Source organism: Streptomyces sp. NPDC088812 (assembly GCF_044750285.1).
In the GTDB taxonomy this organism is placed as follows: Bacteria; Actinomycetota; Actinomycetes; order Streptomycetales; family Streptomycetaceae; genus Streptomyces.
Genome location: NZ_JBIVJP010000007.1, coordinates 271,642 through 293,525, shown reverse-complemented (window position 1 = coordinate 293,525; position 21,884 = coordinate 271,642). Strand labels below are relative to the sequence as shown.

The window sequence follows — 21,884 nt, the reverse complement described above, 5'->3', positions numbered from 1 at the left end:
CCCTGCCCCTCTGCGTCCCGCACCCCCATACGCCCGCTCTGCCCCTCTTCGTCCCGCATCCTCGTCCCCCCGCGCCCGTCCCCGCTCCGGGGCGCCCACCGCGCCCACCCCGCCCCTCGATCCGACCAACGGATATCCGCGGCCCGCGGTTCCCCGCGCCCCGTACTCTTGAAGGGCTATGACTGAGACCTCACAGCGTCCCCTCCGCGTCCTCGCCGCCATGTCCGGCGGGGTCGACTCCGCCGTCGCCGCCGCCCGCGCCGCGGAAGCCGGTCACGACGTCACCGGCGTCCACCTCGCGCTCTCCGCGAACCCGCAATCGTTCCGCACCGGCGCGCGGGGCTGCTGCACCATCGAGGACTCCCGTGACGCCCGCCGCGCCGCCGACGTCATCGGCATCCCCTTCTACGTCTGGGACCTCGCCGACCGCTTCCGCGAGGACGTCGTCGAGGACTTCGTCGCCGAGTACGAGGCCGGCCGCACCCCCAACCCCTGCCTGCGCTGCAACGAGAAGATCAAGTTCGCCGCGCTCCTCGACAAGGCGCTCGCCCTGGGCTTCGACGCGGTGTGCACCGGCCACTACGCGAAGGTCGTGACCCTGCCCGACGGATCCCGCGCCCTGCACCGGGCCTCCGACATGGCCAAGGACCAGTCCTACGTCCTCGGCGTGCTCGACGAGCGGCAGCTCGCCCACGCCCTCTTCCCCCTCGGCGACACCGTCACCACCAAGGAAGAGATCCGCGCCGAGGCCGAGCGCCGGGGGCTGGCCGTCGCCAAGAAGCCCGACTCCCACGACATCTGCTTCATCGCCGACGGCGACACCCAGGGCTTCCTCGCCCAGCGGCTGGGCACGGCCGAGGGCGACATCGTCGACGAGGCCGGCAACAAGCTCGGCACGCACGACGGCGCGTACGGCTTCACCATCGGCCAGCGCAAGGGCCTGCGCATCGGGACCCCGGCCGCCGACGGCAAGCCGCGCTACGTCCTCGACATCTCCCCGGTCGACAACCGCGTGACGGTGGGCCCCGCGGCCGCCCTCGACGTGACGGGCCTCACGGCCGTCAAGCCCCGCTGGTGCGGAGCCGCCCCCACCGGCCCCGGCACCTACACCGCCCAGCTGCGCGCCCACGGCGGCGAGACCGAGGTGACCGCCGCACTCGTCGACGGCCGCCTGGAGGTCACCTTCACCGACCCGGTCCGCGGCGTCGCCCCCGGCCAGGCGATCGTGCTGTACGACGGCACCCGGGTGGTGGGATCGGCGACGATCGCGTCGACCACGCGCGCGACGGCCGGGGTGGCCTAGAGAAGATCTTGAGGGCTGGCCCCGGGCCCGCCGCCGTCACAGGCTTCCCCCTGCGGATCGTCCGCAAGGGGAAGTGACCGGCGGGTCGCCTCCCCCGCCACACCGGAGACGGTTCAGCGAGCGGTCGTCGAGGACCTGCTCGGCGGGCAGGCCCGAGCGGAGCTCGCAACGCTCCTGTCGAGCCCCGCCTTGACGCCCCCTATCAGCGCGCCCAGCGCAGCCCGGCCCGTGGTCAGCACGCGGGCCGGGCTCTCGCTCTCGCGCACGGCGACTCCGTCGGGGCTCGGAGCGGCTATCTCGACGCAGGCGTTGCCCGCGGCCTCCGAGAAGGAGGACTTCGTCCAGGTCACGCTGGGCACTGGGGCACCTCTTACAGATCTCCGGCGATTTCAAGGATGCGGTTCCTCGACTCTTCGGGATTCAACGCCACGCGTTCGACCAAGTCCAGCCGCCGACGGAAGTTGGACAGCTGGGTCGGTGAGTCGAAGAAGACGGCACCGACGGCTGAGTCCACCTCGACAGTGTCCAGGTGAGGGCTCGCTGCGGTGGCGTACATCAGTGAGTCCCCGGCCATGGGGAACCCCTCTGCCGCGAGCGGAATGACTAGCAGGGTGACGTTGGGACGCTCGCTTTCCTCCAACAGGTGGTGCAACTGGGCCTTGGCCACTTGGCGGCCACCGATCCGGAGATGCAGGGCGGCCTCGTAGACCAGGCCCACGTAGGGCACACCAGGATCGACCGCGACGACACCGTGCCGGGCCAGGCGATGCGCCACGCGTAGCTCGACCTCCAGCCGTGGCAACGCCGGGACGAAGAGGTCGAACAGCGCGCGGGCGTGCTCCTCGGTCTGGAACAACCCGGGGATGTGGGCCGTCTGGAGCGTCCGCAGGCTCGTGGCGTGATGTTCGAGTTCCGCCACGTCCAGGAAATCGGGCGGGATTTTGCCTCGGTACTCGTCCCACCAGCCCCGAGCGCGCCCGCCGGTCATCGAGGCAAGTGCGTCGATCAACCCGTCGTCGTCGCACTCGTAGATACTCGCCAGACGTCGTAGGCGCTCCTCGCTGATGCCGAAGCGGCCGGATTCGATGTTGGAGATCATCGTGCGATCCACTCCCAGCCGCTCGGCGGCAACAGGGGCGGACATGCCGATGGAGTCACGGAGTCGTCTGAGTTCAGCGCCGAAGCGCCGCTGACGAATCGTGGGTGTGTGACGTGGTGCCATGGGTCAACTCCTTGCTCGCGCGCACAGTTTGCCGACCTCTGTGCGCGATCGTCCACGCGCAACTCGGATAAGACCCGTTTTAGTGAATGAGGTAGCACGAGTTTTAGTCTCGGGGCTAGCTTGTGATCCAAGCCACCGCCCTACCCCGCCCGACGGAAGTGCACCGGACCACCGTGGCCCGCCCTCCCGGTCCACCGGGACAGCGGTTCACGGACCGGCAACGGCACCGACCCGACGCGGACTCGGAGGACATGGCCCGCGCGGGGCACGACCCCGCTCCTCACCACAGCCACCCGCACCAACGGAGGTGCCGCGTGACCCGACCCCCCACCAGCCCCGCCACCCCCACCCCCCACGCCGACGACCCCGAGCCCCCTCCCCCCACCCACCCCGCCCCCCTCCCCTTCACCGCCCCCTGGACCTACGAGCTCCACTTCCCCTGCGACCCCCGCGCCCCCGGCATCGCCCGCCTCACGCTCCGGGCCGTCCTCGCCGCCCACGGTCTCGCCGGACTCGTGGACCGGGCCGAGCTGCTGACTTCGGAACTCGCGACGAACTCCGTCCGGCACACCAAGGGGCCCGCCCTCGTCCGCCTGCACTGGCTGGACCCCGTACTCCGGGTCAGTGTCTGGGACATGGGTCCCGATCTGCCCCCGCTGGTGCCGCCCCCGGCCGCGCCGGTACACGCCGACGGGGGCCGTGGACTGCTGATCCTCGACCTGCTCGCCGACCGCTGGGGCGGCTGCGGGACGGACGAGGGGCCGTACGGGCCGGCCGGGAAGACGATCTGGTTCGAACTGGCCCTGCCGCCGGAGTCCGTCACGGCTTGATCGCAAGGCCGAAACTCCCTGGCGGGCTCCCCGCGCGCGAGCCGCGCGCGGCACCGAGTGGATGCCCGCCCGGACGTGGCCGCCGACCGTCCGCGCGGGCGTCACCCTGACCGCATGAGGGCCTATTCCGCGAGGAACTCCGCCAGCACCGGCGCCAGGACGTTCGGGTCCACCATGTGTGTCTGGTCCTCCAGCGTGCGGTAGGCGCCGCGCGGGACCGCGTCCGCCACCGCGCGCGCGGCCTCGCGCATCCACGCGGGGCTCGCCGCGCCTGCCACGGCCAGCACGGGGACGCCGAGCGAGGCCAGCCGGTGCCGGGGCACCAGGCCGTCGCCCATCAGGGCGTCGTCGTAGGCCAGGGTCGGGGCGATGGCCTCCATGCCGGCCCACATCGGTGACTGGCGGGCGCCCCCGATCACGCTCTCCGCCAGGCCCGTCCGCCGCAGGAACAGCTCGACCGCGTCCCCGCGCCGGTCCTGCCCGAGTGCCTCGGTGAGGCGCTCGGTGTAGACGGCGCAACGCTCGGCGCCGTCGTCCGAGAAGTCCGCGTACGGCGTCTCGTACACCGCGACCCGGCTCACCGGCAGCCCGCTCGCCGCCGCCTCCAGGGCCAGCGCGCCGCCCGAGGAGACGCCGTACAGCGCCGCCTCACCGCCCGCCGCGTCGATCAGCGCCGCGATGTCCTCGACCTCGCGTTCCACCGCGTAGGGCGCGGTGTCACCGCTCTCGCCGCGGCCCCGGCGGTCGTACCAGAGGGCGGTGAAGCGTTGCGCGAGGAGGCCGGCCAGTGGTGCGACGGTGGTGCCCGTGGACATCGCGCCGCTGACGAGGACGACCGCCGGGCCCTGTCCCCTGATGCCGTACGCGAGGGAGGTACCGTCGCGCGAAAGGGTCTTCTTGTCCATGTCTGTGCAGACTGTCAGACCCGGCGGGAGTTGTCGGGGTGGCGGGGCCGTGCCGGGCGGGGCGACGGCCGGGTTCGCCGACCGCTGGACCGCCCGGTGCGCGCTCAGTCCGCCCGCACGAGGAAGCGCTGGTCGGCCGCACCGGTACAGCGCTCCTCGATGGCCTCCGCCCCCTCCGCGCTGCCGTCCCCGGCCAGTCCGACGCAGCGGCTGCCGTGGGCCGGCCGCATCCGGAAGCCCTCGTCGGCGTCGTCGGAGACGGGCTCCAGCCGGAACAGGGTCCCCTGCGTGCAGTCGTCGCGGGGCTCCAGCATGCCCTTGACCGGCCCGGACTCCATCACCGTCAGACAGCCCTTGCCCATCTCGGGGTGGTGCCACTGGATGCGGTAGAGGCCCTCTCCCGCCGGTTCCAGGTACGTACGCGGAACCGGGACTTCGGCGCAGGGGCGCTGGACGGCGACGGCGTTCGGGTAGGCGCCGCCCCGGTCCCGTCCGTCCGTCAGGCAGAGCTCCGGCGCGCGGGCGGGGCGCACGGTGACCCAGCCGTCGACGGGGGCCCGGGACGCGGTGTTCGCGGCGGCCGCCGCGTCCGCGTCGCCGGAGCCGTCGGAGTCGTCGGAGGAGCCCGTGCCGTGGGCGAGCAGGACCCAGGCGGCGAAGGCGAGCAGCGGGGCCAGCAGCGCGGCGACGAGGACCCGGGTGCGGGCTCGGGCCGGACGGGGCCCGGAGGGGACGGGCGATCCGGGGCCGGGCACGGGAGTTCCGGGGCCGGGGCCGGGTGCTCCGGCGTCCTCGGCGCGGGGGGCGGCCGGGTCCGTCGGGTCCGCGGGGTCGGTGGGCGCTGCCGGGCCATCGGAACCGGCCGTTCCCGCCGGGTCCGCGGTGGCGAGCCGGTCCCTGGCCTGGAGCCAGGCGTCGACGTGCTGTCCGTCCCCGCAGGCGCGGACGAAGGCGGCGACGATGTCCGCGCGCGGCAGGGTCGTCCGGCGCAGGACGTCGGCCAGCGTGCTGCGCGCCAGCACGTCACCGTTGCGGGCGGCTTTCTCCTCCAGCTCCCGATAGGTCAGCCCGGCGCGCTCCTTGAGCCGCTGCATCGACGCGACGAAGCCGGCGGCGTCCCTGGCCGCATAGGGCGACAGCTCTCCCAGGTTCCCCATGCACGCATGGTGTTGCAGAGCCCGTTTGAGGGACAACGGGGGATTCGGACAGGTCCGCCCTTGTCCGGAACGGAATCCGGACAACGGCGTGGCCAGCCCGGACAGCCGTCACCCGTCCGGGACAGCCGGACGCCGTTGCGTCCCCGACCGGCGATCGACAGGCTCGGTCGTGCCGTCCCGGGGGGTCAGGACGGCGCCCGCCGGGGCGTGGGGGAGGTGCGGCCGGTGACGACGGGGAAGCCACCGGCCGCACCGCGGGGAATGTCACGCGGTCCCGCCGTCACGCAGGCGAGACGCTCACCTCGTAGAAGCAGAAGTGGTCCTTGATCGCGGCCACGTCCGGCTTCGGGTCGGGGTACGCCCACACCAGGTCGGGCGCGCCGGGCAGTGACCAGTAGGACGCCGTGCCCTTGAAGGGGCAGTGCGTGCGGGTGTCGGACGGGGTGAGCAGGTCCACGCGGACGTCCTCGGCGGGCAGGTAGTACCGCACCGGACAGCCGGTCTCCCGCAGGACGAGGGGCCGGTCGCTCTCGGCCAGCACCCGGTCGCCGTGGACCGCCCTGACGCGCAGGGTCTCCCGCTCGATCGTGATCGTGTGTCCTTGTGCCATACCGGAACAGCGCGCGCGGGCGGCCGGGTGTTCCCGCGTACGGTGTAGGGCATGCGTATCTGCGTCTTCCTCTCCGCCGCCGACCTCGACGACCGCTACACCCGCCCCGCCCGTGAGTTCGCCGAACTGCTCGGCAAGGGCGGCCACACGCTCGTGTGGGGCGGTTCCGACGTCGGGCTGATGAAGGTGGTGGCCGACGGCGTCCAGGAGGCGGGCGGCCGGCTGTGCGGGGTGTCGGTGGACTTCCTCGCGGCGAAGGCGCGGCAGGGATCCGACGAGATGGTCGTCGCGCGTGACCTCGCCGAGCGCAAGCGGCTCCTGCTGGAGAAGGCCGACGCGGTCGTGATCATGGTCGGTGGTACGGGCACGCTCGACGAGGCCACCGAGATCCTGGAGCTGAAGAAGCACGGGCACACCGACAAGCCGGTCGTCCTGCTGAACACCGCCGGCTTCTACGACGGCCTCAAGGAGCAGTTCCGGCGGATGGACGCCGAGGGCTTCCTGCCCCGGCCGCTGACCGACCTGGTGTTCTTCGCGGAGGAGCCGGTCGGGGCGCTGGCCTACCTGGAGGAGAGCCAGGGCGTCGTGTGAGCGCGGCGCCCGGTGGTGCGAGCATGGCGGGCATGGCTACTCATGTGATCACCGGAGCGGGCTCCGGCATCGGTGCGGCCGTCGCCCGCCGGCTCCACGCGCGCGGGGACGACCTCGTGCTGCACGCGCGCGACGCGGGACGGGCGAAGGAGCTGGCGGCGGAGTTCCCCGGGGCGAGGACGCTCGTCGGTGACCTGGCCGACCCCGACAAGCTGTCCTGGGCCTTCTCCCACCAGACGCTCCCCGACCGGGTGGACTCCCTGCTGCACATCGCCGGCGTGGTCGACCTGGGCCCGGTCGGCGACCTCACCCCCAAGTCCTGGCGCCACCAGCTCAACGTCAACCTCATCGCCCCCGCCGAGCTGACCCGGCACTTCCTGCCGCAGCTCCGGGCCACGCGCGGACACGTGGTGTTCGTCAACTCCGGGGCCGGGCTGCGGGCCCACGCCGAATGGTCGGCCTACGCCGCCTCCAAGCACGGCCTGAAGGCGCTGGCCGACTCCCTGCGGCACGAGGAGCACGCGGGCGGCGTCCGCGTCACCTCCGTCTACCCCGGCCGCACGGCGAGCCCCATGCAGGCCAAGGTCCACCAGCAGTTGGGCGAGGAGTACGACCCCGCCCGCTGGATCGACGCCGAGTCGGTCGCGACGACGATCCTGATGGCGCTCGACCTGCCGAGGGACGCGGAGGTCAACGACCTGACGGTACGGCCCGGTCGCTGAGCGAGGGCCCCGGGCGGCCGCCGCCCGGGGCGGGGCGACCGCGCGCCCGGAGACCTACGTAGGCTTCCCCCGTGAACGCACACTTCGCCTTCGGCCCCGCCACCGGGATCGGCTCCCTGCCCGGCGGCGACGCCCGGGAGGCCGCCAAGACCGTCACCGGCTCCTTCGAGGACTTCCCGTTCCTCGCCGAGCTGCCCGCCCGGGGCCCCGGCGCCGACATGATCGGCCGGACGGCGGGCCTGCTGGTGGAGCTGTACGCGCGCGTGGAGCCCAGCGGCTGGCGCCTGGGGGACCGGCCGGGCCGGGACACCCGGCGGGCGAGGGCGTGGCTGGGGGAGGACCTGGACGCGCTGGAGGAGTTCACCCAGGGCTACGAAGGACCCCTGAAGGTCCAGGCGGTCGGTCCCTGGACCCTCGCCGCCGCTCTGGAACTCAGGAACGGCGAGGCCGCCCTCTCCGACCCCGGCGCCTGCCGCGACCTGGCCGCGTCCCTCACCGAGGGCCTGCGCGGGCACCTCGCGGAGGTGCGGCGCCGCGTGCCGGGCGCGCAGGTGGTGCTCCAGCTCGACGAGCCCTCCCTCACCGCCGTCCTGCGCGGGCAGGTGCGGACCGCCAGCGGCTACCGCACCCACCGCGCCGTCGACCGCCAGGTCGTCGAGGCCGGCCTCCGGGACGTGGCGGGGGTGCACGGCGACGGTCCCGTCGTCGTCCACTCGTGCGCTCCGGACGTCCCGTTCGCGCTCCTGCGCAGGGCCGGAGTGGCGGGTATCTCGTTCGACTTCTCCCTGCTCACCGAGCGTGACGACGACGCGATCGGGGAGGCGGTGGAAGCGGGTACCCGGCTGTTCGCCGGTGTCGTGCCGGGGACGGACGGCCCATTGTCGGACCCTGCCGGTAGCGTCATGGGTGTCAGGACGCTGTGGCGCAGGCTGGGGCTGCGACCGGGGCTGCTCGCGGACGCGGTCACGATCACGCCGGCGTGCGGCCTCGCGGGCGCTTCCCCCGCGTACGCACGACAGGCACTCGCGCACTGCGTCCGGGCGGCGAGATCCCTCGCGGACAACCCAGAGTAACGGGAGGACAACACGGTGGCCGGCGACAAGCAAGCGGACACGACGGTGCCCACCGAGGCACGGGAGCAGCATGCGCAGCTCGCTGAGCAGATCGAGGAGCACCGCTTCCGGTACTACGTGAAGGACGCCCCCGTCATCAGCGACGCGGAGTTCGACCGGCTCCTGCGGTCCCTGGAGGCGCTGGAGCAGGAGTACCCCGAGCTGCGCACGCCCGACTCGCCGACCCAGAAGGTGGCGGGCGCGTACGCGACGGAGTTCACGGCGGTCCAGCACCGCGAGCGCATGCTCTCCCTGGACAACGCCTTCGACGACCTGGAACTGGCCGCATGGGCCGAGCGCGTCCACAAGGACGTGGGCGCGTCCGCGCACCACTTCCTGTGCGAGCTGAAGGTCGACGGCCTGGCCGTGAACCTCACCTACGAGCACGGGCGCCTCACGCGCGCGGCGACCCGCGGCGACGGCCGCACCGGCGAGGACATCACGCCCAACGTGCGCACGATCGCGGAGATCCCGGACCGGCTGTCCGGCGACGGCGTCCCCACGCTGGTGGAGATCCGCGGCGAGGTCTACTTCCCGATGGAGAAGTTCGAGGAGCTCAACGCCCGCCTGGTGGAGGCCGGCGACAAGCCCTTCGCCAACCCGCGCAACGCGGCGGCCGGTTCGCTGCGCCAGAAGGACCCGCGCGTGACGGCCACCCGCCCGCTGCACATGGTCGTCCACGGCATCGGGGCGCTGGAGGGCTACGAGGGCCTCACCCGGCTCTCCGAGGCCTACGACCTGCTCAAGACGTGGGGTCTGCCGACCTCCCCGCACAACCGGGTCGTCGACGGCCTCGACGGCGTACGGGAGTTCATCGCGTACTACGGCGAGAACCGCCACTCGGTGGAGCACGAGATCGACGGTGTCGTCGTCAAGCTCGACGAGATCCCCCTCCAGGGCCGGCTCGGCTCCACCTCGCGGGCGCCGCGCTGGGCGATCGCGTACAAGTACGCGCCGGAGGAGGTCAACACCAAGCTCGTCAACATCCGTGTGGGCGTGGGCCGTACGGGCCGTGTCACGCCGTACGCCCAGGTCGAGCCGGTGACGGTGGCCGGGTCCGAGGTCGAGTTCGCGACCCTGCACAACCAGGACGTCGTCAAGGCCAAGGGCGTCCTCATCGGCGACACGGTGGTGCTGCGCAAGGCCGGTGACGTCATCCCGGAGATCCTCGGACCGGTCGTCGACCTGCGCGACGGCACCGAGCGGGAGTTCGTGATGCCGGCCGAGTGCCCCGAGTGCGGGACGCCGCTGCGGCCGATGAAGGAGGGCGACGTCGACCTGCGCTGCCCCAACGCCCGCACCTGCCCGGCCCAGTTGCGCGAGCGCCTCTTCTACCTCGCCGGCCGCAAGGCCCTGGACATCGAGCACTTCGGGTACGTCGCCGCCGCGGCCCTCACCAAGCCGCTGGAACCGGCGGATCCGCCGCTGGCCGACGAGGGCGACCTGTTCGACCTCACCATCGAGCGGCTCCTGCCCATCAAGGCCTACGTCCTGGACCAGGACAGCGGCCTGCCCAAGCGCGACCCGAAGACCGGCGAGGAGAAGGTCGTCACGGTCTTCGCCAACCAGCAGGGCGAGCCGAAGAAGAACGCGCTGGCCATGCTGGACAACATCGCGGCCGCCAAGGAGCGGCCGCTGGCGCGGGTCCTCACCGGCCTGTCCATCCGGCACGTGGGACCGGTCGCCGCCGAGGCGCTCGCGCGCGAGTTCCGCTCCATCGAGCGCATCGAGGGGGCGAGCGAGGAGGAACTGGCCGGCACGGAAGGCGTCGGCCCGATCATCGCCGCCTCCCTCAAGGAGTGGTTCGCCGAGGAGTGGCACCAGGAGATCCTCCGCAAGTGGAAGGCCGCCGGGGTCCGTACGGAGGAGGAAGGCTCCGCACAGGACGAGGGTCCGCGCCCGCTGGAGGGCCTGACGGTCGTCGTGACCGGCACACTGGAGCACTTCACCCGCGACGGCGCCAAGGACGCCCTCCAGAGCCGCGGAGCGAAGGTGACCGGTTCGGTTTCGAAGAAGACGTCGTTCGTCGTCGTGGGGGACAATCCCGGGTCGAAGTACGACAAGGCGATGCAGCTCAAGGTGCCTGTTCTGAACGAGGACGGCTTCACCGTCCTGCTCGAACAGGGCCCGGACGCCGCGGCCGACGCCGCGCTCCCGGCGCCGGAGCAGTGACCCGGTAGCGGGCGACGGCGGTTGAAGGCCACCCGATCGGCGCATATCAGATGCATACGGGTGGCCGGGGCGCATTCGGGCAACCGTCGACGACCGCTGCCCGTGGACGCCTTCTGCGGCCTACTGTTGAGATGTGCGCCTGCCGTGCCCAGCTGCGGTCGGGGCATCCTCGTGCTCCGGTTGAGCAGGGGGAAGGGCCGCCCAACGCGGCGCCGCCCGGAGGCTGTCGGGCAACGGGCCGCGTGGCGTGGGCACCGCCGGCTGTGAGAGGGACGGGAATGGAACCGACCGAGAGCGCCGCCACGGAGTCACGGCTGCGCCGACGCCGGGCCGCCGGCACCTGGTGGGGCAGCCGGTGGGTGGTGTGGTCCGAACGCGCGCAGGAGCACGCGGGCGCTCCGCACGCCTCGGTGGCCCGGTGCGCCTCCGGCGGGCTCGCCCCCGGAGCCGTCGCCGCGGTGGCACCCGGTGGCGGCGCCGACCGGCACCCGTCCTGGCCCCCGCTGCCCGCGGCGGTCGTCGCGGCGGCCGGGTTCGTCCTCGGCGCCGGCTTCTACCGCGCCTTCACCGGCCCCCACGCGCTCTTCCCGGCCGGCACCGCCGGCTGGTCGCTGGCCCTCCTCACCGGCGTCATCGTCGGACACCTGGTCATGCTCGGCCGGGCCCGCTGGTGGGGCGGCACCGGCTCCGGCGCCGCCCTCACCCTCGCCGTCCTGCTGCTGTACGGCTGGGTGCCGGCCGGACTGGTCAGCCTCACCGTCGTCGTCCTGGTCGGCGCGGCCCGGCGCCACCGCTGGCGGCAGGGTGTCCTGCACGGCGCCGCGGACATCCTCGGTATCGGCACCGGCGCGCTGCTGCTGGCCGCCTGCGGCCGGGTGCCGTCCGTCGAGCGGCCGTGGACCCCGGACACCTGGACGCTCTACACCGCCCCCCAGGTGGCCCTCGTCGCCGTCGCCTACCTCGCGGTCACCCGCGTCCTGCTCTGGTACCTGCACGCGCCGCGCGCCGGCGGTCTGCCCACCGTCGCCCGCACCGCCCTGGTCCGGCAGGGACTGGTCGCGGTCGCCCTGCTCGGCATCGCCCCCCTGGTGTGCGTGGTCGCCGTGGCCGAGCCGATCCTGCTGCCGCTGTTCGCCATCCCGCTCATCGCCCTCGACTCCACCCTGTGGATGGCCCGCGCGCGGGCCGAGGAGCAACTGCGCGACCCGCTCACCGGACTGCCCAACCGGCAGTGGCTGGGGGAGCGCATCTGGACCGCCCTGGACGACGCCGAACGCATCGGCGCCCGGGCCGCACTCATGCTGATCGACCTCGACCGTTTCCGGTCCGTCAACGACACCCTCGGTCATCTCGCCGGCGACCGGCTGCTGCTCCAGATAGCCGACCGGCTCCGGGTCGCCCTCCCGCGCGGGGCCGAGGTCGCCCGGCTCGGCGGCGACGAGTTCGCCGTCTTACTGCCCGTCGCCGACTCCACCACCTCCGCCGCCCGCGTCGCCCGCGGACTCGTCTCCGCCCTCAGCTCGCCGCTCGACCTCGACGGGCTCACCCTCGTCCTGGAGGCCAGCGCCGGCGTCGCCGTCTTCCCCGACCACGCCCTCGACGCCGAGGGGCTGCTGCGCCGGGCGGACATCGCGATGTACCAGGCCAAGCGGGACCGTACGGCCGTCGAGGTCTACGAGTCCAAGCGCGACTCCAACACCCCCGACCGGCTCGGCCTCCTCGGCGATCTGCGGCGCGCGCTGGACGCGCACGAGGTGCAGCTGCACTACCAGCCCAAGGTCCGCTTCGACGGGCAGGTCGCCGGCCTGGAGGCGCTGGTGCGCTGGGTGCACCCCGAGCGGGGGAAGGTCCCGCCGGACGAGTTCATAGCGATCGCCGAGTCGTCCGGGCTGATGCCGCACCTCACGGAGTACGTCCTGGACACCGCGCTCGGCCAGGTCGCCGAGTGGCGGTCCCAGGGGCTGTACGTCCCGGTCGCGGTGAACGTCTCCCCGCGCGACGTCCACACCCCCGGCTTCGCCGGCTCCGTCGCCGCGCGCCTCGCCCGGCACGGCGTCCCCGCGGGAGCGCTCCAGCTGGAGATAACCGAACACGTCCTGCTGGAGGACCCGCAGCGCGCCGCCGACACCCTCAACGGGCTGACCGGGCACGGCGTGAAGATGTCCCTGGACGACTTCGGCACCGGTTACTCCTCGCTCGTCCACCTGCGCCGGCTGCCGGTGAGCGAGCTGAAGATCGACCGCTCCTTCGTGGCCCGGCTGGCGGTGGACACCGAGGACGCGGAGATCGTGCGCTGCACGGTCGACCTCGCGCACTCCCTGGGACTCCTGGTGGTCGCCGAGGGCGTCGAGGACGACGAGACCTGGGAACGCCTGCGCGACCTGGGCTGCGACGCGGTCCAGGGCTGGCTGGTGGCCGCGGCGATGCCCCCCGAGGAGACCACGGCCTGGCTGCGGGCCCGGGGCTCCCGGGGCTGGCAGCGCCCCGCGGCGGTCCTCCCGGCGGCGGCCGCGGACGAATAGCCCGCCCGTTCCTTGGCCCACCCGTCCCTTTGCCGGCCCGTCCCTTGGCACACCCGTCCCCGAACCCCCGTCCCTGCGCCGGCCCGTCCATTGGCCGGTCCGTCGCCGGACCGACCGGAGAGCGGGCGTTGCAGTGTGACGGGCCGCCCGCCGTCGGCGGCCGCCCGGCAGACCGGCCGCCCCGGACACCGGCCACCCTGGTCACCGGCCGCCCGGCTGCCCGGCACACCGGCCGTCACGTCACCCCGCGCCCACCCGTCCGGCCCAGCTGAGCGGGCGGGCTCTTAGGCCGGGGCATCAGCTCACCCCGGCCGTGAAACGCGCGGTCGGCAGCTCAAGGCGCCTGTCGCGGGCACCCTCCGCAGGCGTCCGCCGCACTAGGGGCCGGAGGGAAGGGCGGGACGGGACGGGCCCGGCCCGGTCGGCCTTCGCCGTCCGGGCGCGGTCGCGTCACCGGCCGACGGGGGGCCGGCGCCGAACGCCGGGGCCCCGCGGGCGGCGACCGTTTCACGGGTTGCGGGCCCCGCCCCCTAGGATTGGGCCCACACCACACATACTCACCCCAGAGGAACGCTGCATGCCTGGCATCACGCGCGAGGAGGTCGCCCACCTCGCCCGGCTGGCGCGTCTGGAGCTGAAGCCCGAAGAGCTCGACCACTTCGCGGGACAGCTGGACGACATCATCGGCGCGGTCGCCCGCGTCAGTGAGGTCGCCGACCAAGACGTACCGCCGACCTCGCACCCCCTCCCGCTGACGAACGTCATGCGGGTGGACGAGGTCCGTCCGTCGCTCACCCCCGAGCAGGCGCTCTCCGGCGCCCCGGCCCAGGAGCAGCAGCGTTTCAAGGTGCCGCAGATCCTGGGGGAGGACTAACCGTCATGACGGACATCATCAAGCTCACCGCGGCCGAGATCGCCGCGAAGATCGCCTCCGGCGAGCTCACCGCCGTCGAGGTCGCCGAGGCCCACCTGGCCCGGATCGAGGCCGTCGACGAGAAGGTGCACGCCTTCCTCCACGTCGACCGCGAGGGTGCCCTGGCCCAGGCCCGCGCCGTGGACGAGAAGCGGGAGCGCGGCGAGAAGCTCGGCCCGCTGGCCGGCGTCCCCCTCGCGCTCAAGGACATCTTCACCACCGAGGGCATCCCGACGACCGTCGGCTCCAAGATCCTCGAAGGCTGGATCCCGCCGTACGACGCGACCCTCACCAAGAAGCTGAAGGCCGCCGACGTCGTCATCCTCGGCAAGACCAACATGGACGAGTTCGCCATGGGGTCGTCGACGGAGAACAGCGCCTACGGCCCGACCGGCAACCCCTGGGACCTCACCCGCATCCCCGGCGGCTCCGGCGGCGGCTCGTCCGCCGCCCTCGCCTCCTTCGAGGCCCCGCTCGCCATCGGCACCGACACCGGCGGCTCCATCCGCCAGCCGGCCGCCGTCACCGGCACGGTCGGCGTGAAGCCGACGTACGGGGCCGTCTCCCGCTACGGCATGGTGGCCTTCTCCTCCTCCCTCGACCAGGGCGGCCCCTGCGCCCGTACGGTCCTGGACGCGGCCCTGCTGCACGAGGTCATCGCCGGCCACGACCCGCTCGACTCGACCTCCATCGACGCCCCGGTGCCGCCGGTCGTCGAGGCCGCCCGCAACGGCAGCGTCGCCGGGATGCGCGTCGGCGTGGTCAAGCAGTTCCGCGGCGAGGGCTACCAGGCCGGTGTGATCCAGCGCTTCGACGAGTCCGTCGCCCTCCTGAAGGAGCTGGGTGCCGAGATCGTCGAACTGGACTGCCCGTCCTTCGACCTGGCGCTGTCGGCGTACTACCTGATCGCGCCGTCGGAGTGTTCGTCCAACCTCGCCCGCTTCGACGGCCTGCGCTACGGCCTGCGGACCGGCGACGACGGCAACCACTCCGCCGAGGAGGTCACCTCCCTCACCCGTGAGGCGGGTTTCGGCCCCGAGGTCAAGCGCCGCATCATGCTCGGCACGTACGCGCTCAGCTCCGGCTACTACGACGCGTACTACGGCTCCGCCCAGAAGGTCCGCACGCTCATCACGCGCGACTTCGAGAAGGCCTTCGAGCAGGTCGACGTGATCGTCTCCCCGACGACCCCGACCACCGCCTTCCCGATCGGCGAGCGCGCCGACGACCCGATGGCGATGTACCTGGCCGACCTGTGCACCATCCCGACCAACCTGGCGGGCAACGCGGCCATGTCGCTGCCCTGCGGTCTCGCCCCGGAGGACAACCTCCCGGTCGGCCTCCAGATCATCGCCCCGGCGCTGAAGGACGACAGGCTGTACAAGGTCGGCGCCGCCGTCGAGGCCGCCTTCGTGGAAAAGTGGGGCCACCCGCTGCTCGAGGAGGCTCCGTCGCTGTGAGTGCACTGACCAAGGCCAAGGGCTTCAAGAAGTCCAAGTCCGGCACGTACCTGACCATGGCCACCACCGCGTTCGGCGCGATCGGTGTCGCCAAGCGTCTCAAGAAGGCCCGCGTCGAGAACGACACGCTCGTCCTGATCGACGCCACCTTGTCCGCCGCCGCCATCGTCACCGGCCTCGCCATCCTCTACCGCGAGCTGAAGCGGCTGGGCGACGACGACGTCCTGCTGGGCTGAGAGGGAAGTTTCACCGTGACCACCACGACCGACCTGGTGTCGTACGAGGACGCGCTGGCGTCGTACGACCCCGTCATGGGCCTCGAGGTCCATGTCGAACTCGGCACCAAGACCAAGATGTTCTGCGGTTGTTCGACCGCACTCGGTCAGGGCGCCAACACGCAGACCTGCCCCACCTGCCTCGGCCTGCCCGGCTCGCTCCCGGTCGTCAACGCGACCGGCGTCGAGTCCGCGATCAAGATCGGTCTCGCGCTGAACTGCGAGATCGCCGAGTGGTGCCGCTTCGCCCGGAAGAACTACTTCTATCCGGACATGCCGAAGAACTTCCAAACCTCCCAGTACGACGAGCCGATCGCCTTCGACGGTTACCTCGACGTGCAGCTGGAGGACGGCGAAACCTTCCGCGTGGAGATCGAGCGCGCCCACATGGAGGAGGACACCGGCAAGTCGACGCACGTCGGCGGCGCCACCGGCCGTATCCACGGCGCCTCGCACTCGCTGCTCGACTACAACCGCGCCGGCATCCCGCTGATCGAGATCGTCACCAAGCCGATCGTCGGCGCCGGCGAGCGCGCCCCCGAGGTCGCGCGGGCGTACGTGCGGGAGCTGCGCGAGGTCATCCGGGCCCTCGGTGTCTCCGAGGCCCGCATGGAGATGGGCCAGATGCGCTGCGACGTGAACCTGTCGCTGATGCCGAAGGGCGCCGAGAAGTTCGGCACGCGTTCCGAGACGAAGAACGTGAACTCCCTGCGGTCCGTGGAGCGCGCGGCCCGTTTCGAGATCCAGCGGCACGCGGCCGTGCTCGGCGGCGGTGGCCTGATCGTCCAGGAGACCCGCCACTTCCACGAGGACACCGGGTCGACGACCTCGGGCCGCGTGAAGGAGGAGGCCGAGGACTACCGGTACTTCCCCGAGCCGGACCTGGTGCCGGTGGCCCCCTCGCGCGAGTGGGTCGAGGAGATCCGCGCCGGACTGCCCGAGCTTCCGCTGGCCCGCCGCAACCGGCTCCTCGCGGAGTGGGGCATCTCGGCCACGGACATGCAGGCGATCACCAACGTCGGCGCGCTGGACCTGATCGTCGCCACGATCGACGCCGGTGCGGACGCGGCCTCCGCCCGCAAGTGGTGGATGGGTGAGCTGGCCCGCAGCGCCAACGAGTCGGGCAAGGCGCTGGACGAGCTGGCGATCACCCCGGAGCAGGTCGCCCGGGTCACCGAGCTCGTCTCCAAGGGTGACCTGAACGACAAGCTGGCCCGCCAGGTCATCGAGGGCGTCCTCGCGGGCGAGGGCACCCCGGACGAGGTCGTCGACCGGCGCGGTCTGAAGGTCGTCTCCGACGAGGGCGCGCTCACCGCCGCCGTCGAGGAGGCCATCGCCGGCAACCCGGGCGTCGCGGACAAGATCCGCGGCGGCAAGGTGGCCGCGGCCGGAGCCCTGGTCGGCGCGGTCATGAAGGCCACCCGCGGACAGGCGGACGCGGCCCGCGTCAAGGAGCTCATCCTGGAGAAGCTGGGCGTCGGCTGACCCCGCCGCACCGCCCGAGGGGGACGCGCCGTCGTCGGTGCGTCCCCCTCGGGCGCTTCCGACGGATTCCCGCGGCGTCGCGACGCCCGGCACGCTCCCCACTGCCTGAACGGCGTGGGCGGTACCTCCACCGACCGCACACCGAGGGCACGCACCGGACGCCGCTCCTTCTCCCCCGGAGCTCCGTCAGAAGCGCCCCCACGTCCCCGCCGCGCCCGTCCGCCCGCACCCGGGGCTCTCAGGCCGAGGCGCTACGCTCGCCCGCCATGAGTGGACGTACCGATTCCGACACCCAGGACGGCATACGGGCCGACGCGATGGACGATCAGGAGACCGCGGGGCAGACACCCCGGAGCCCGCGCCGGGGAGCCGACCGGGGCCGGGATCAGGGCCGGGGCCGGGATCAGGGCCGGGGCCGGGATCAGGATCAGGGCCGGGACCAGGAGCAGGATCAGGGCCGATATCAGGACCAGGACCAGGAGCAGGACGAGGACCGGGACCGGGATCAGGGCCAGGATCGCGGCCCGGACGGGCGCGCGGTCCAGGGCCCGGAGGGGGACGAGGAATACGGCGTCGAGGACGCCCGGCGGGCCCGCTGGACGGCGACCGGCACCGGCGCCCTCCTCACCCTCGCCGGTCTGGCCGCGGCGCTGCTGCGCCTCGCCGGCACCGCCCCGGCCCTCGTCCCGGCGGCCTACGCCCTCGGCGCCGCCGTCTGCGCCCTCGCCGCGGTGCTGGCGTCCCGGGGCCGCACCCGGCGCGCGCTGTGGCTGCTCATCGGCGGCGTGATGATCATGGCGGTCGGTGACCAGGCCGACTGAACCCGGTGACGAGGGCGACGCCCTCCCTGTCACCCACCTGTGATCTGCCTCCCGGCCGTGTGACGAAGCCCACGAACCGGGCAAACGATCACTTCCGCCTGAAAGAGTGATCGGGCTTCGCTCATGCGTTCTTTGCGGGCCTATCAGCTCCTTCACCGCTGTTCCCGGTCAAAGATCCACATTTCACCTCCGGGAGCACGTTTCGTGGCAGCCCTTGCACGCTGGTGTGTCCGGCACCGCCTCGCCGCGGTCCTGCTCTGGCTCCTGACCCTCGTCGGGACGGCCACTGCGGCCGTCGTCGCCGGCTCCGCCTACTCCAACGACTACGACGTCCCCGGCACCGAGTCCGCCCGGGCCGGCCGGCTGCTCGCGGAGGGCTTCCCCGGCCTCGGCGGCGACAGCGACACCGTGGTCTGGCACACCGCGTCGGGCACCGTCCGCGCCGCCGCCGTCGAGCAGACCATGACCCGCACCCTGGCGAAGATCGCCGACCTGCCGGGCGTCGCGTCCGTGACCGGCCCCTACGGCGACCAGGACGCCGCCCGGATCAGCGCGGACGGACGGACCGCCTACGCCACCGTCACCTTCGACGCCCCGGCCGAGGGCGTCGACCCGGGCGAGGCCCAGGCCGTCGTCGACACCGCCGAGGCCGCCGCGGGCGACGGGCTCCGGGTCGAGCTGGGCGGCAGCGCCGTCGCCCTCACCGAGTCCTCCGGCACCCACCTCGCCGAGGCCGTCGGCGTGGCCGTCGCCGCCGTCGTGCTGTTCCTCGCCTTCGGCTCGCTCGCCGCCAGTCTGCTGCCCATCGCCACCGCACTGGTCGGCGTCGGCACCGCGTACGCCGGGACCGTGCTGCTCGGGCACGCCATGACCGTCGCCGACTTCGCGCCCCTGCTCGGCATGCTCGTCGGACTCGGTGTCGGCATCGACTACGCCCTGTTCATCGTCACCCGGCACCGGCGCGGCCTGAAGCGCGGACTGTCGGTCACCGAGGCCGCCACGGACGCCGTGGCCACCACGGGCCGCGCCGTCGTCTTCGCGGGCGCGACCGTGTGCATCGCCCTGCTGGGCATGCTGATCCTGCGCCTGGACTTCCTCAACGGCGTCGCGACGGCCGCCTCCCTGACCGTCGTGCTGACGGTCGCGGCCTCCGTGACCCTGCTGCCCGCCCTGCTGTCCTGGATCGGCCCGCGCGCCCTCAGCCGCCGCGAACGGCGCCGGCTCGCCGAGCACGGGCCTGAGCCGGAGTTGCCGACCGGCCTCGCCGCCCGCTGGTCGGCGTTCGTCGAGCGCCACCCCCGGCTGCTCGGCGTGCTCGCCCTGGCCGTCGTCGCCGTCCTCGCGCTGCCCACCCTCTCCCTCCGCCTGGGCACTTCCGACCAGGGCAACGACCCCCGCTCCAGCACCACCCGCCAGGCCTACGACCTCCTCGCCGACGGCCTCGGCCCCGGGGTGAACGGGCCGCTCACCCTCGTCGCGCGGGTCGGCGGCGCCGAGGACCGGCTCGCCCTCGACAACCTCGACGCCACCCTGCGCGCCACCGAAGGCGTGGCCTCGGCCACACCGGTGACGTACAGCGCGGGCGGTGACACCGCGTTCCTCACCGTCGTACCCGACTCCGCCCCACAGTCGCAGCGGACCAGCGAACTCGTCGACCGGCTGCGCGACGAGGTGCTGCCCCGCGCCGAACGAGGCACCTCGCTCGATGTGCAGGTCGGCGGGGTGACGGCCGGCTACGACGACTTCGCGACGGTCATCGTGGGCAAGCTGCCCCTGTTCGTCGGTGTGGTCGTCGGCCTCGGCTGCCTGCTGCTCCTGCTCGCCTTCCGGTCCGTCGGGATACCCCTGAAGGCCGCCGCGATGAACGTCGCCGCCGTCGCCGCCGCCTTCGGTGTCGTCGTCGCCGTCTTCCAGTGGGGCTGGGGCAGCGACCTGCTGGGCCTCGGCCGGGCCGGCCCGATCGAGCCCTTCCTGCCCGTGATCATGGTGTCGGTCCTCTTCGGGCTCTCGATGGACTACCAGGTCTTCCTCGTCAGCCGGATGTACGAGGAGTGGCTGGAGACCGGCGACAACCGGCGCGCCGTCCGCGTCGGCCTCGCCGAGACCAGCCGGGTGATCAACTCCGCCGCGGTCATCATGATCTCGGTCTTCCTCGCCTTCGTCCTCAGCGGCGACCGGGTGATCGCCATGTTCGGCATCGCCCTCGCCGCCGCCGTCGCCATCGACGCCTTCGTCCTGCGCACCCTCCTCGTCCCCGCCCTCATGCACCTCCTCGGCAGCGCCAACTGGTGGCTGCCCCGCTGGCTCGACCGGCGGCTGCCACGCCTCAGCATCGAACCCCCCGAGTGCCGCGCCGCGGCCCGTGAGAGGCTCACGGACGAGACGGCGGAGTGGGAGACCGAGCGGGGGCGACAGGATGTACGCGACATCCCTGGGTGACGACGGGGCCGAACTGCGGCCGCTGGAGGTCTGGCACGCCGGGGAACTCCTCGCGAACATCGACCGCGGGCGGGACTTCATCGGCCGCCACGTCGGACTGCCCGACGCGATCCGCGACCTGGACGGGGCCCGCGCCTTCCTGCGCTCGTACGCCGACAAGCGCGCCACCGACTCCGGCAGCCTGCACGGGGTGTGGCTGGACGGGACGCTCGTCGGCGGGCTGCTGTTCCGCGTCTGGGACACCGCCGCCGGGGTCTGCGAGGCCGGCTGCTGGCTGGTGCCGGACGCGGCGGGGCGCGGACTCGTCACGCGCGGGATGCGGACGATGCTGGACTGGGCGTTCGACGAGCGCGGGATGCACCGTGCGGAGTGGCGCGTGTCGTCGGCCAACGAGCCCAGCGTCAGTGTGGCGCGGCGGCTGGGCATGACCCGTGACGGTGTCCTACGCGCGGACTACCCGTACCGGGGGGTGCGCACGGACACCGAGATCTGGTCGGTGCTCGCCCCGGAGTGGCGCGCGGCACGCGCGCGTACCGTTCACAACGATCATTAAGAGACCTCTCAGAGAGCGTCCGTACGGTGCGGGGCATGGGAACGAAGACTGTTGACGAGGCCGCAGTGGCCGAGACGGAGACCGACGAGGCCGCGGCGGCCACCGGCAAGGCCGTGACGGCCCGGAAGGACGGCGGGACGGAGGAGTCCGGCGCCACCGAGCCCGGTACTCCGGAATCCGTGGCTCCGGAATCCGTGGCTTTGGAGGCCGTGGCTCCGGAAGCCGTGGCCGCGGCCTCCGTTGTTTCGGAGTCCGACGCGCCGGAGTCCGCGGCTTCGGAGACCGTCGCTTTGGAGGAGGACGAGGCCTGGGAGACCGGGAAGGATGCCGAGGCCGCCGTCGCGGACGGTCCCTCGGGCGTCGGGCAGGGCGCCGGAGCCGTCGTCTCCGCCGTGCTCGGCCTGGTGTCGCTGAGCGGCGGCTGGATCGGCACCGTCGCCTCCGCGCGCGCGACCCTCATCGGCCAGCTGGAGACCTCCTCGACCGCCAGCGTCGCCCAGCAGATCCAGGCGGTCTACGGCGACGCCTGGCAGGCCACCGCCCTGTGGGCCGGCCTGTTCGCGCTGGCCGGGCTGATCACCGGCGTCGTCGTGCTGGCCCGGCCCGCCTTCGGGGCGTCCGGCAGGCCGCAGGCGCCCTGGATCAAGTCGGTCGCCTGGGCGGGCGTCGCGATCGGTGTCATCGGGCTGCTGCTGGCCGTCCTGAAGTACACCGACGCGCTGCTCGGACTGCCGTCGGCGAGCTGAGCCGCCGCGCGTCCCGAGGCCCACGGCGGCCCGGGGGCGCCGCCGC

General features: G+C 73.0%; 19 protein-coding genes and 1 pseudogene. 15 read left to right on the top strand and 5 right to left on the bottom strand.

The window, feature by feature from the left end:
• Positions 1–178: 178 nt before the first annotated feature.
• Positions 179–1,303: a tRNA 2-thiouridine(34) synthase MnmA gene (gene mnmA / locus ACIP67_RS15230; RefSeq protein ID WP_401691984.1), complete on the top strand. Its 1,125-nt coding sequence runs from the start codon at positions 179–181 to the stop codon at positions 1,301–1,303.
• A 113-nt stretch (positions 1,304–1,416) separates the two neighbouring features.
• Here the strand turns inward: mnmA and ACIP67_RS15225 are convergent, their stop codons facing one another.
• Together ACIP67_RS15225 and ACIP67_RS15220 are read right to left on the bottom strand one after the other, a co-directional pair.
• Complete coding sequence (locus ACIP67_RS15225) at positions 1,417–1,662, bottom strand: DUF397 domain-containing protein (protein WP_401691981.1); 246 nt, start codon at positions 1,660–1,662, stop codon at positions 1,417–1,419.
• Between the two features lie 11 nt (positions 1,663–1,673).
• The gene (locus ACIP67_RS15220) at positions 1,674–2,525 is read right to left on the bottom strand and encodes a helix-turn-helix domain-containing protein (protein ID WP_401691978.1); all 852 of its coding nucleotides are present in this window, start codon (positions 2,523–2,525) and stop codon (positions 1,674–1,676) included.
• A 314-nt stretch (positions 2,526–2,839) separates the two neighbouring features.
• Here ACIP67_RS15220 and ACIP67_RS15215 point away from each other — a divergent pair, with 314 nt between their 5' ends.
• The gene (locus ACIP67_RS15215) at positions 2,840–3,355 is read left to right on the top strand and encodes an ATP-binding protein (RefSeq protein ID WP_401691976.1); all 516 of its coding nucleotides are present in this window, start codon (positions 2,840–2,842) and stop codon (positions 3,353–3,355) included.
• 122 nt (positions 3,356–3,477) lie between these two features.
• Here the strand turns inward: ACIP67_RS15215 and ACIP67_RS15210 are convergent, their stop codons facing one another.
• The 3 genes from ACIP67_RS15210 to ACIP67_RS15200 all read right to left on the bottom strand — a co-directional run bounded on the left by ACIP67_RS15210 (position 3,478) and on the right by ACIP67_RS15200 (position 6,027).
• Positions 3,478–4,260, bottom strand: coding sequence for an alpha/beta fold hydrolase (locus tag ACIP67_RS15210; protein WP_401691974.1), 783 nt, complete (start codon positions 4,258–4,260; stop codon positions 3,478–3,480).
• A 104-nt stretch (positions 4,261–4,364) separates the two neighbouring features.
• Entirely contained in the window at positions 4,365–5,417 is a 1,053-nt protein-coding gene (locus ACIP67_RS15205) for an XRE family transcriptional regulator (RefSeq protein ID WP_401691972.1), read from the bottom strand.
• Positions 5,418–5,697: 280 nt separating this feature from the next.
• Positions 5,698–6,027 carry a DUF427 domain-containing protein gene (locus ACIP67_RS15200; RefSeq protein WP_401691970.1) on the bottom strand — a complete coding sequence of 110 codons (330 nt, stop codon included), beginning with the start codon at positions 6,025–6,027 and terminating at the stop codon, positions 5,698–5,700.
• Between the two features lie 51 nt (positions 6,028–6,078).
• On the opposite strand from ACIP67_RS15200, the gene ACIP67_RS15195 reads away from it, so the two are divergent.
• From ACIP67_RS15195 to ACIP67_RS15135, 13 genes and pseudogenes are all read left to right on the top strand, one after another.
• On the top strand, positions 6,079–6,618 hold the full coding sequence (locus ACIP67_RS15195; RefSeq protein WP_401691967.1) for a TIGR00730 family Rossman fold protein: 540 nt from the start codon (positions 6,079–6,081) through the stop codon (positions 6,616–6,618).
• Positions 6,619–6,641: 23 nt separating this feature from the next.
• Positions 6,642–7,340 (top strand): SDR family oxidoreductase, encoded by a 699-nt coding sequence (locus ACIP67_RS15190; RefSeq protein WP_401692142.1) that lies wholly within the window; start codon positions 6,642–6,644, stop codon positions 7,338–7,340.
• 71 nt (positions 7,341–7,411) lie between these two features.
• A complete protein-coding gene (locus ACIP67_RS15185) occupies positions 7,412–8,413 on the top strand; it encodes a methionine synthase (protein WP_401691965.1) in 1,002 nt (333 codons plus the stop codon).
• Between the two features lie 15 nt (positions 8,414–8,428).
• The gene (gene ligA, locus ACIP67_RS15180) at positions 8,429–10,624 is read left to right on the top strand and encodes an NAD-dependent DNA ligase LigA (RefSeq protein WP_401691963.1); all 2,196 of its coding nucleotides are present in this window, start codon (positions 8,429–8,431) and stop codon (positions 10,622–10,624) included.
• 278 nt (positions 10,625–10,902) lie between these two features.
• Positions 10,903–13,146 carry a putative bifunctional diguanylate cyclase/phosphodiesterase gene (locus tag ACIP67_RS15175; protein WP_401691961.1) on the top strand — a complete coding sequence of 748 codons (2,244 nt, stop codon included), beginning with the start codon at positions 10,903–10,905 and terminating at the stop codon, positions 13,144–13,146.
• Between the two features lie 577 nt (positions 13,147–13,723).
• A complete protein-coding gene (gatC, locus tag ACIP67_RS15170; protein ID WP_095936815.1) occupies positions 13,724–14,020 on the top strand; it encodes an Asp-tRNA(Asn)/Glu-tRNA(Gln) amidotransferase subunit GatC in 297 nt (98 codons plus the stop codon).
• Between the two features lie 5 nt (positions 14,021–14,025).
• Positions 14,026–15,519: an Asp-tRNA(Asn)/Glu-tRNA(Gln) amidotransferase subunit GatA gene (gene gatA / locus ACIP67_RS15165; protein ID WP_401691959.1), complete on the top strand. Its 1,494-nt coding sequence runs from the start codon at positions 14,026–14,028 to the stop codon at positions 15,517–15,519.
• Positions 15,516–15,755 (top strand): hypothetical protein, encoded by a 240-nt coding sequence (locus tag ACIP67_RS15160; RefSeq protein ID WP_389520410.1) that lies wholly within the window; start codon positions 15,516–15,518, stop codon positions 15,753–15,755. The genes gatA and ACIP67_RS15160 overlap by 4 nt, the downstream gene beginning before the upstream one ends.
• A 15-nt stretch (positions 15,756–15,770) precedes the next feature.
• Entirely contained in the window at positions 15,771–17,279 is a 1,509-nt protein-coding gene (gatB, locus tag ACIP67_RS15155) for an Asp-tRNA(Asn)/Glu-tRNA(Gln) amidotransferase subunit GatB (RefSeq protein ID WP_401691957.1), read from the top strand.
• Positions 17,280–17,845: 566 nt separating this feature from the next.
• Positions 17,846–18,100: pseudogene (locus ACIP67_RS15150) on the top strand (hypothetical protein); the annotation flags it as partial.
• 204 nt (positions 18,101–18,304) lie between these two features.
• The gene (locus tag ACIP67_RS15145; protein ID WP_401691954.1) at positions 18,305–20,539 is read left to right on the top strand and encodes an MMPL family transporter; all 2,235 of its coding nucleotides are present in this window, start codon (positions 18,305–18,307) and stop codon (positions 20,537–20,539) included.
• Positions 20,517–21,092, top strand: coding sequence for a GNAT family N-acetyltransferase (locus ACIP67_RS15140; RefSeq protein WP_401691952.1), 576 nt, complete (start codon positions 20,517–20,519; stop codon positions 21,090–21,092). The genes ACIP67_RS15145 and ACIP67_RS15140 overlap by 23 nt, the downstream gene beginning before the upstream one ends.
• A 35-nt stretch (positions 21,093–21,127) precedes the next feature.
• Positions 21,128–21,838, top strand: coding sequence for a hypothetical protein (locus ACIP67_RS15135; RefSeq protein WP_401691950.1), 711 nt, complete (start codon positions 21,128–21,130; stop codon positions 21,836–21,838).
• The last annotated feature ends 46 nt before the right edge of the window (positions 21,839–21,884 follow it).

Excerpts from the sequence above, each read along its gene's own strand:
- mnmA (WP_401691984.1), top strand. The coding sequence starts at position 179 with ATGACTGAGACCTCACAGCGTCCCCTCCGCGTCCTCGCCGCCATGTCC.
- ACIP67_RS15220 (WP_401691978.1), bottom strand. The coding sequence starts at position 2,525 with ATGGCACCACGTCACACACCCACGATTCGTCAGCGGCGCTTCGGCGCT.
- ACIP67_RS15210 (WP_401691974.1), bottom strand. The coding sequence starts at position 4,260 with ATGGACAAGAAGACCCTTTCGCGCGACGGTACCTCCCTCGCGTACGGC.
- ACIP67_RS15205 (WP_401691972.1), bottom strand. The coding sequence starts at position 5,417 with ATGGGGAACCTGGGAGAGCTGTCGCCCTATGCGGCCAGGGACGCCGCC.
- ACIP67_RS15200 (WP_401691970.1), bottom strand. The coding sequence starts at position 6,027 with ATGGCACAAGGACACACGATCACGATCGAGCGGGAGACCCTGCGCGTC.
- ACIP67_RS15195 (WP_401691967.1), top strand. The coding sequence starts at position 6,079 with ATGCGTATCTGCGTCTTCCTCTCCGCCGCCGACCTCGACGACCGCTAC.
- ACIP67_RS15190 (WP_401692142.1), top strand. The coding sequence starts at position 6,642 with ATGGCGGGCATGGCTACTCATGTGATCACCGGAGCGGGCTCCGGCATC.
- ACIP67_RS15175 (WP_401691961.1), top strand. The coding sequence starts at position 10,903 with ATGGAACCGACCGAGAGCGCCGCCACGGAGTCACGGCTGCGCCGACGC.
- gatC (WP_095936815.1), top strand. The coding sequence starts at position 13,724 with ATGCCTGGCATCACGCGCGAGGAGGTCGCCCACCTCGCCCGGCTGGCG.
- gatA (WP_401691959.1), top strand. The coding sequence starts at position 14,026 with ATGACGGACATCATCAAGCTCACCGCGGCCGAGATCGCCGCGAAGATC.
- ACIP67_RS15140 (WP_401691952.1), top strand. The coding sequence starts at position 20,517 with ATGTACGCGACATCCCTGGGTGACGACGGGGCCGAACTGCGGCCGCTG.
- ACIP67_RS15135 (WP_401691950.1), top strand. The coding sequence starts at position 21,128 with ATGGGAACGAAGACTGTTGACGAGGCCGCAGTGGCCGAGACGGAGACC.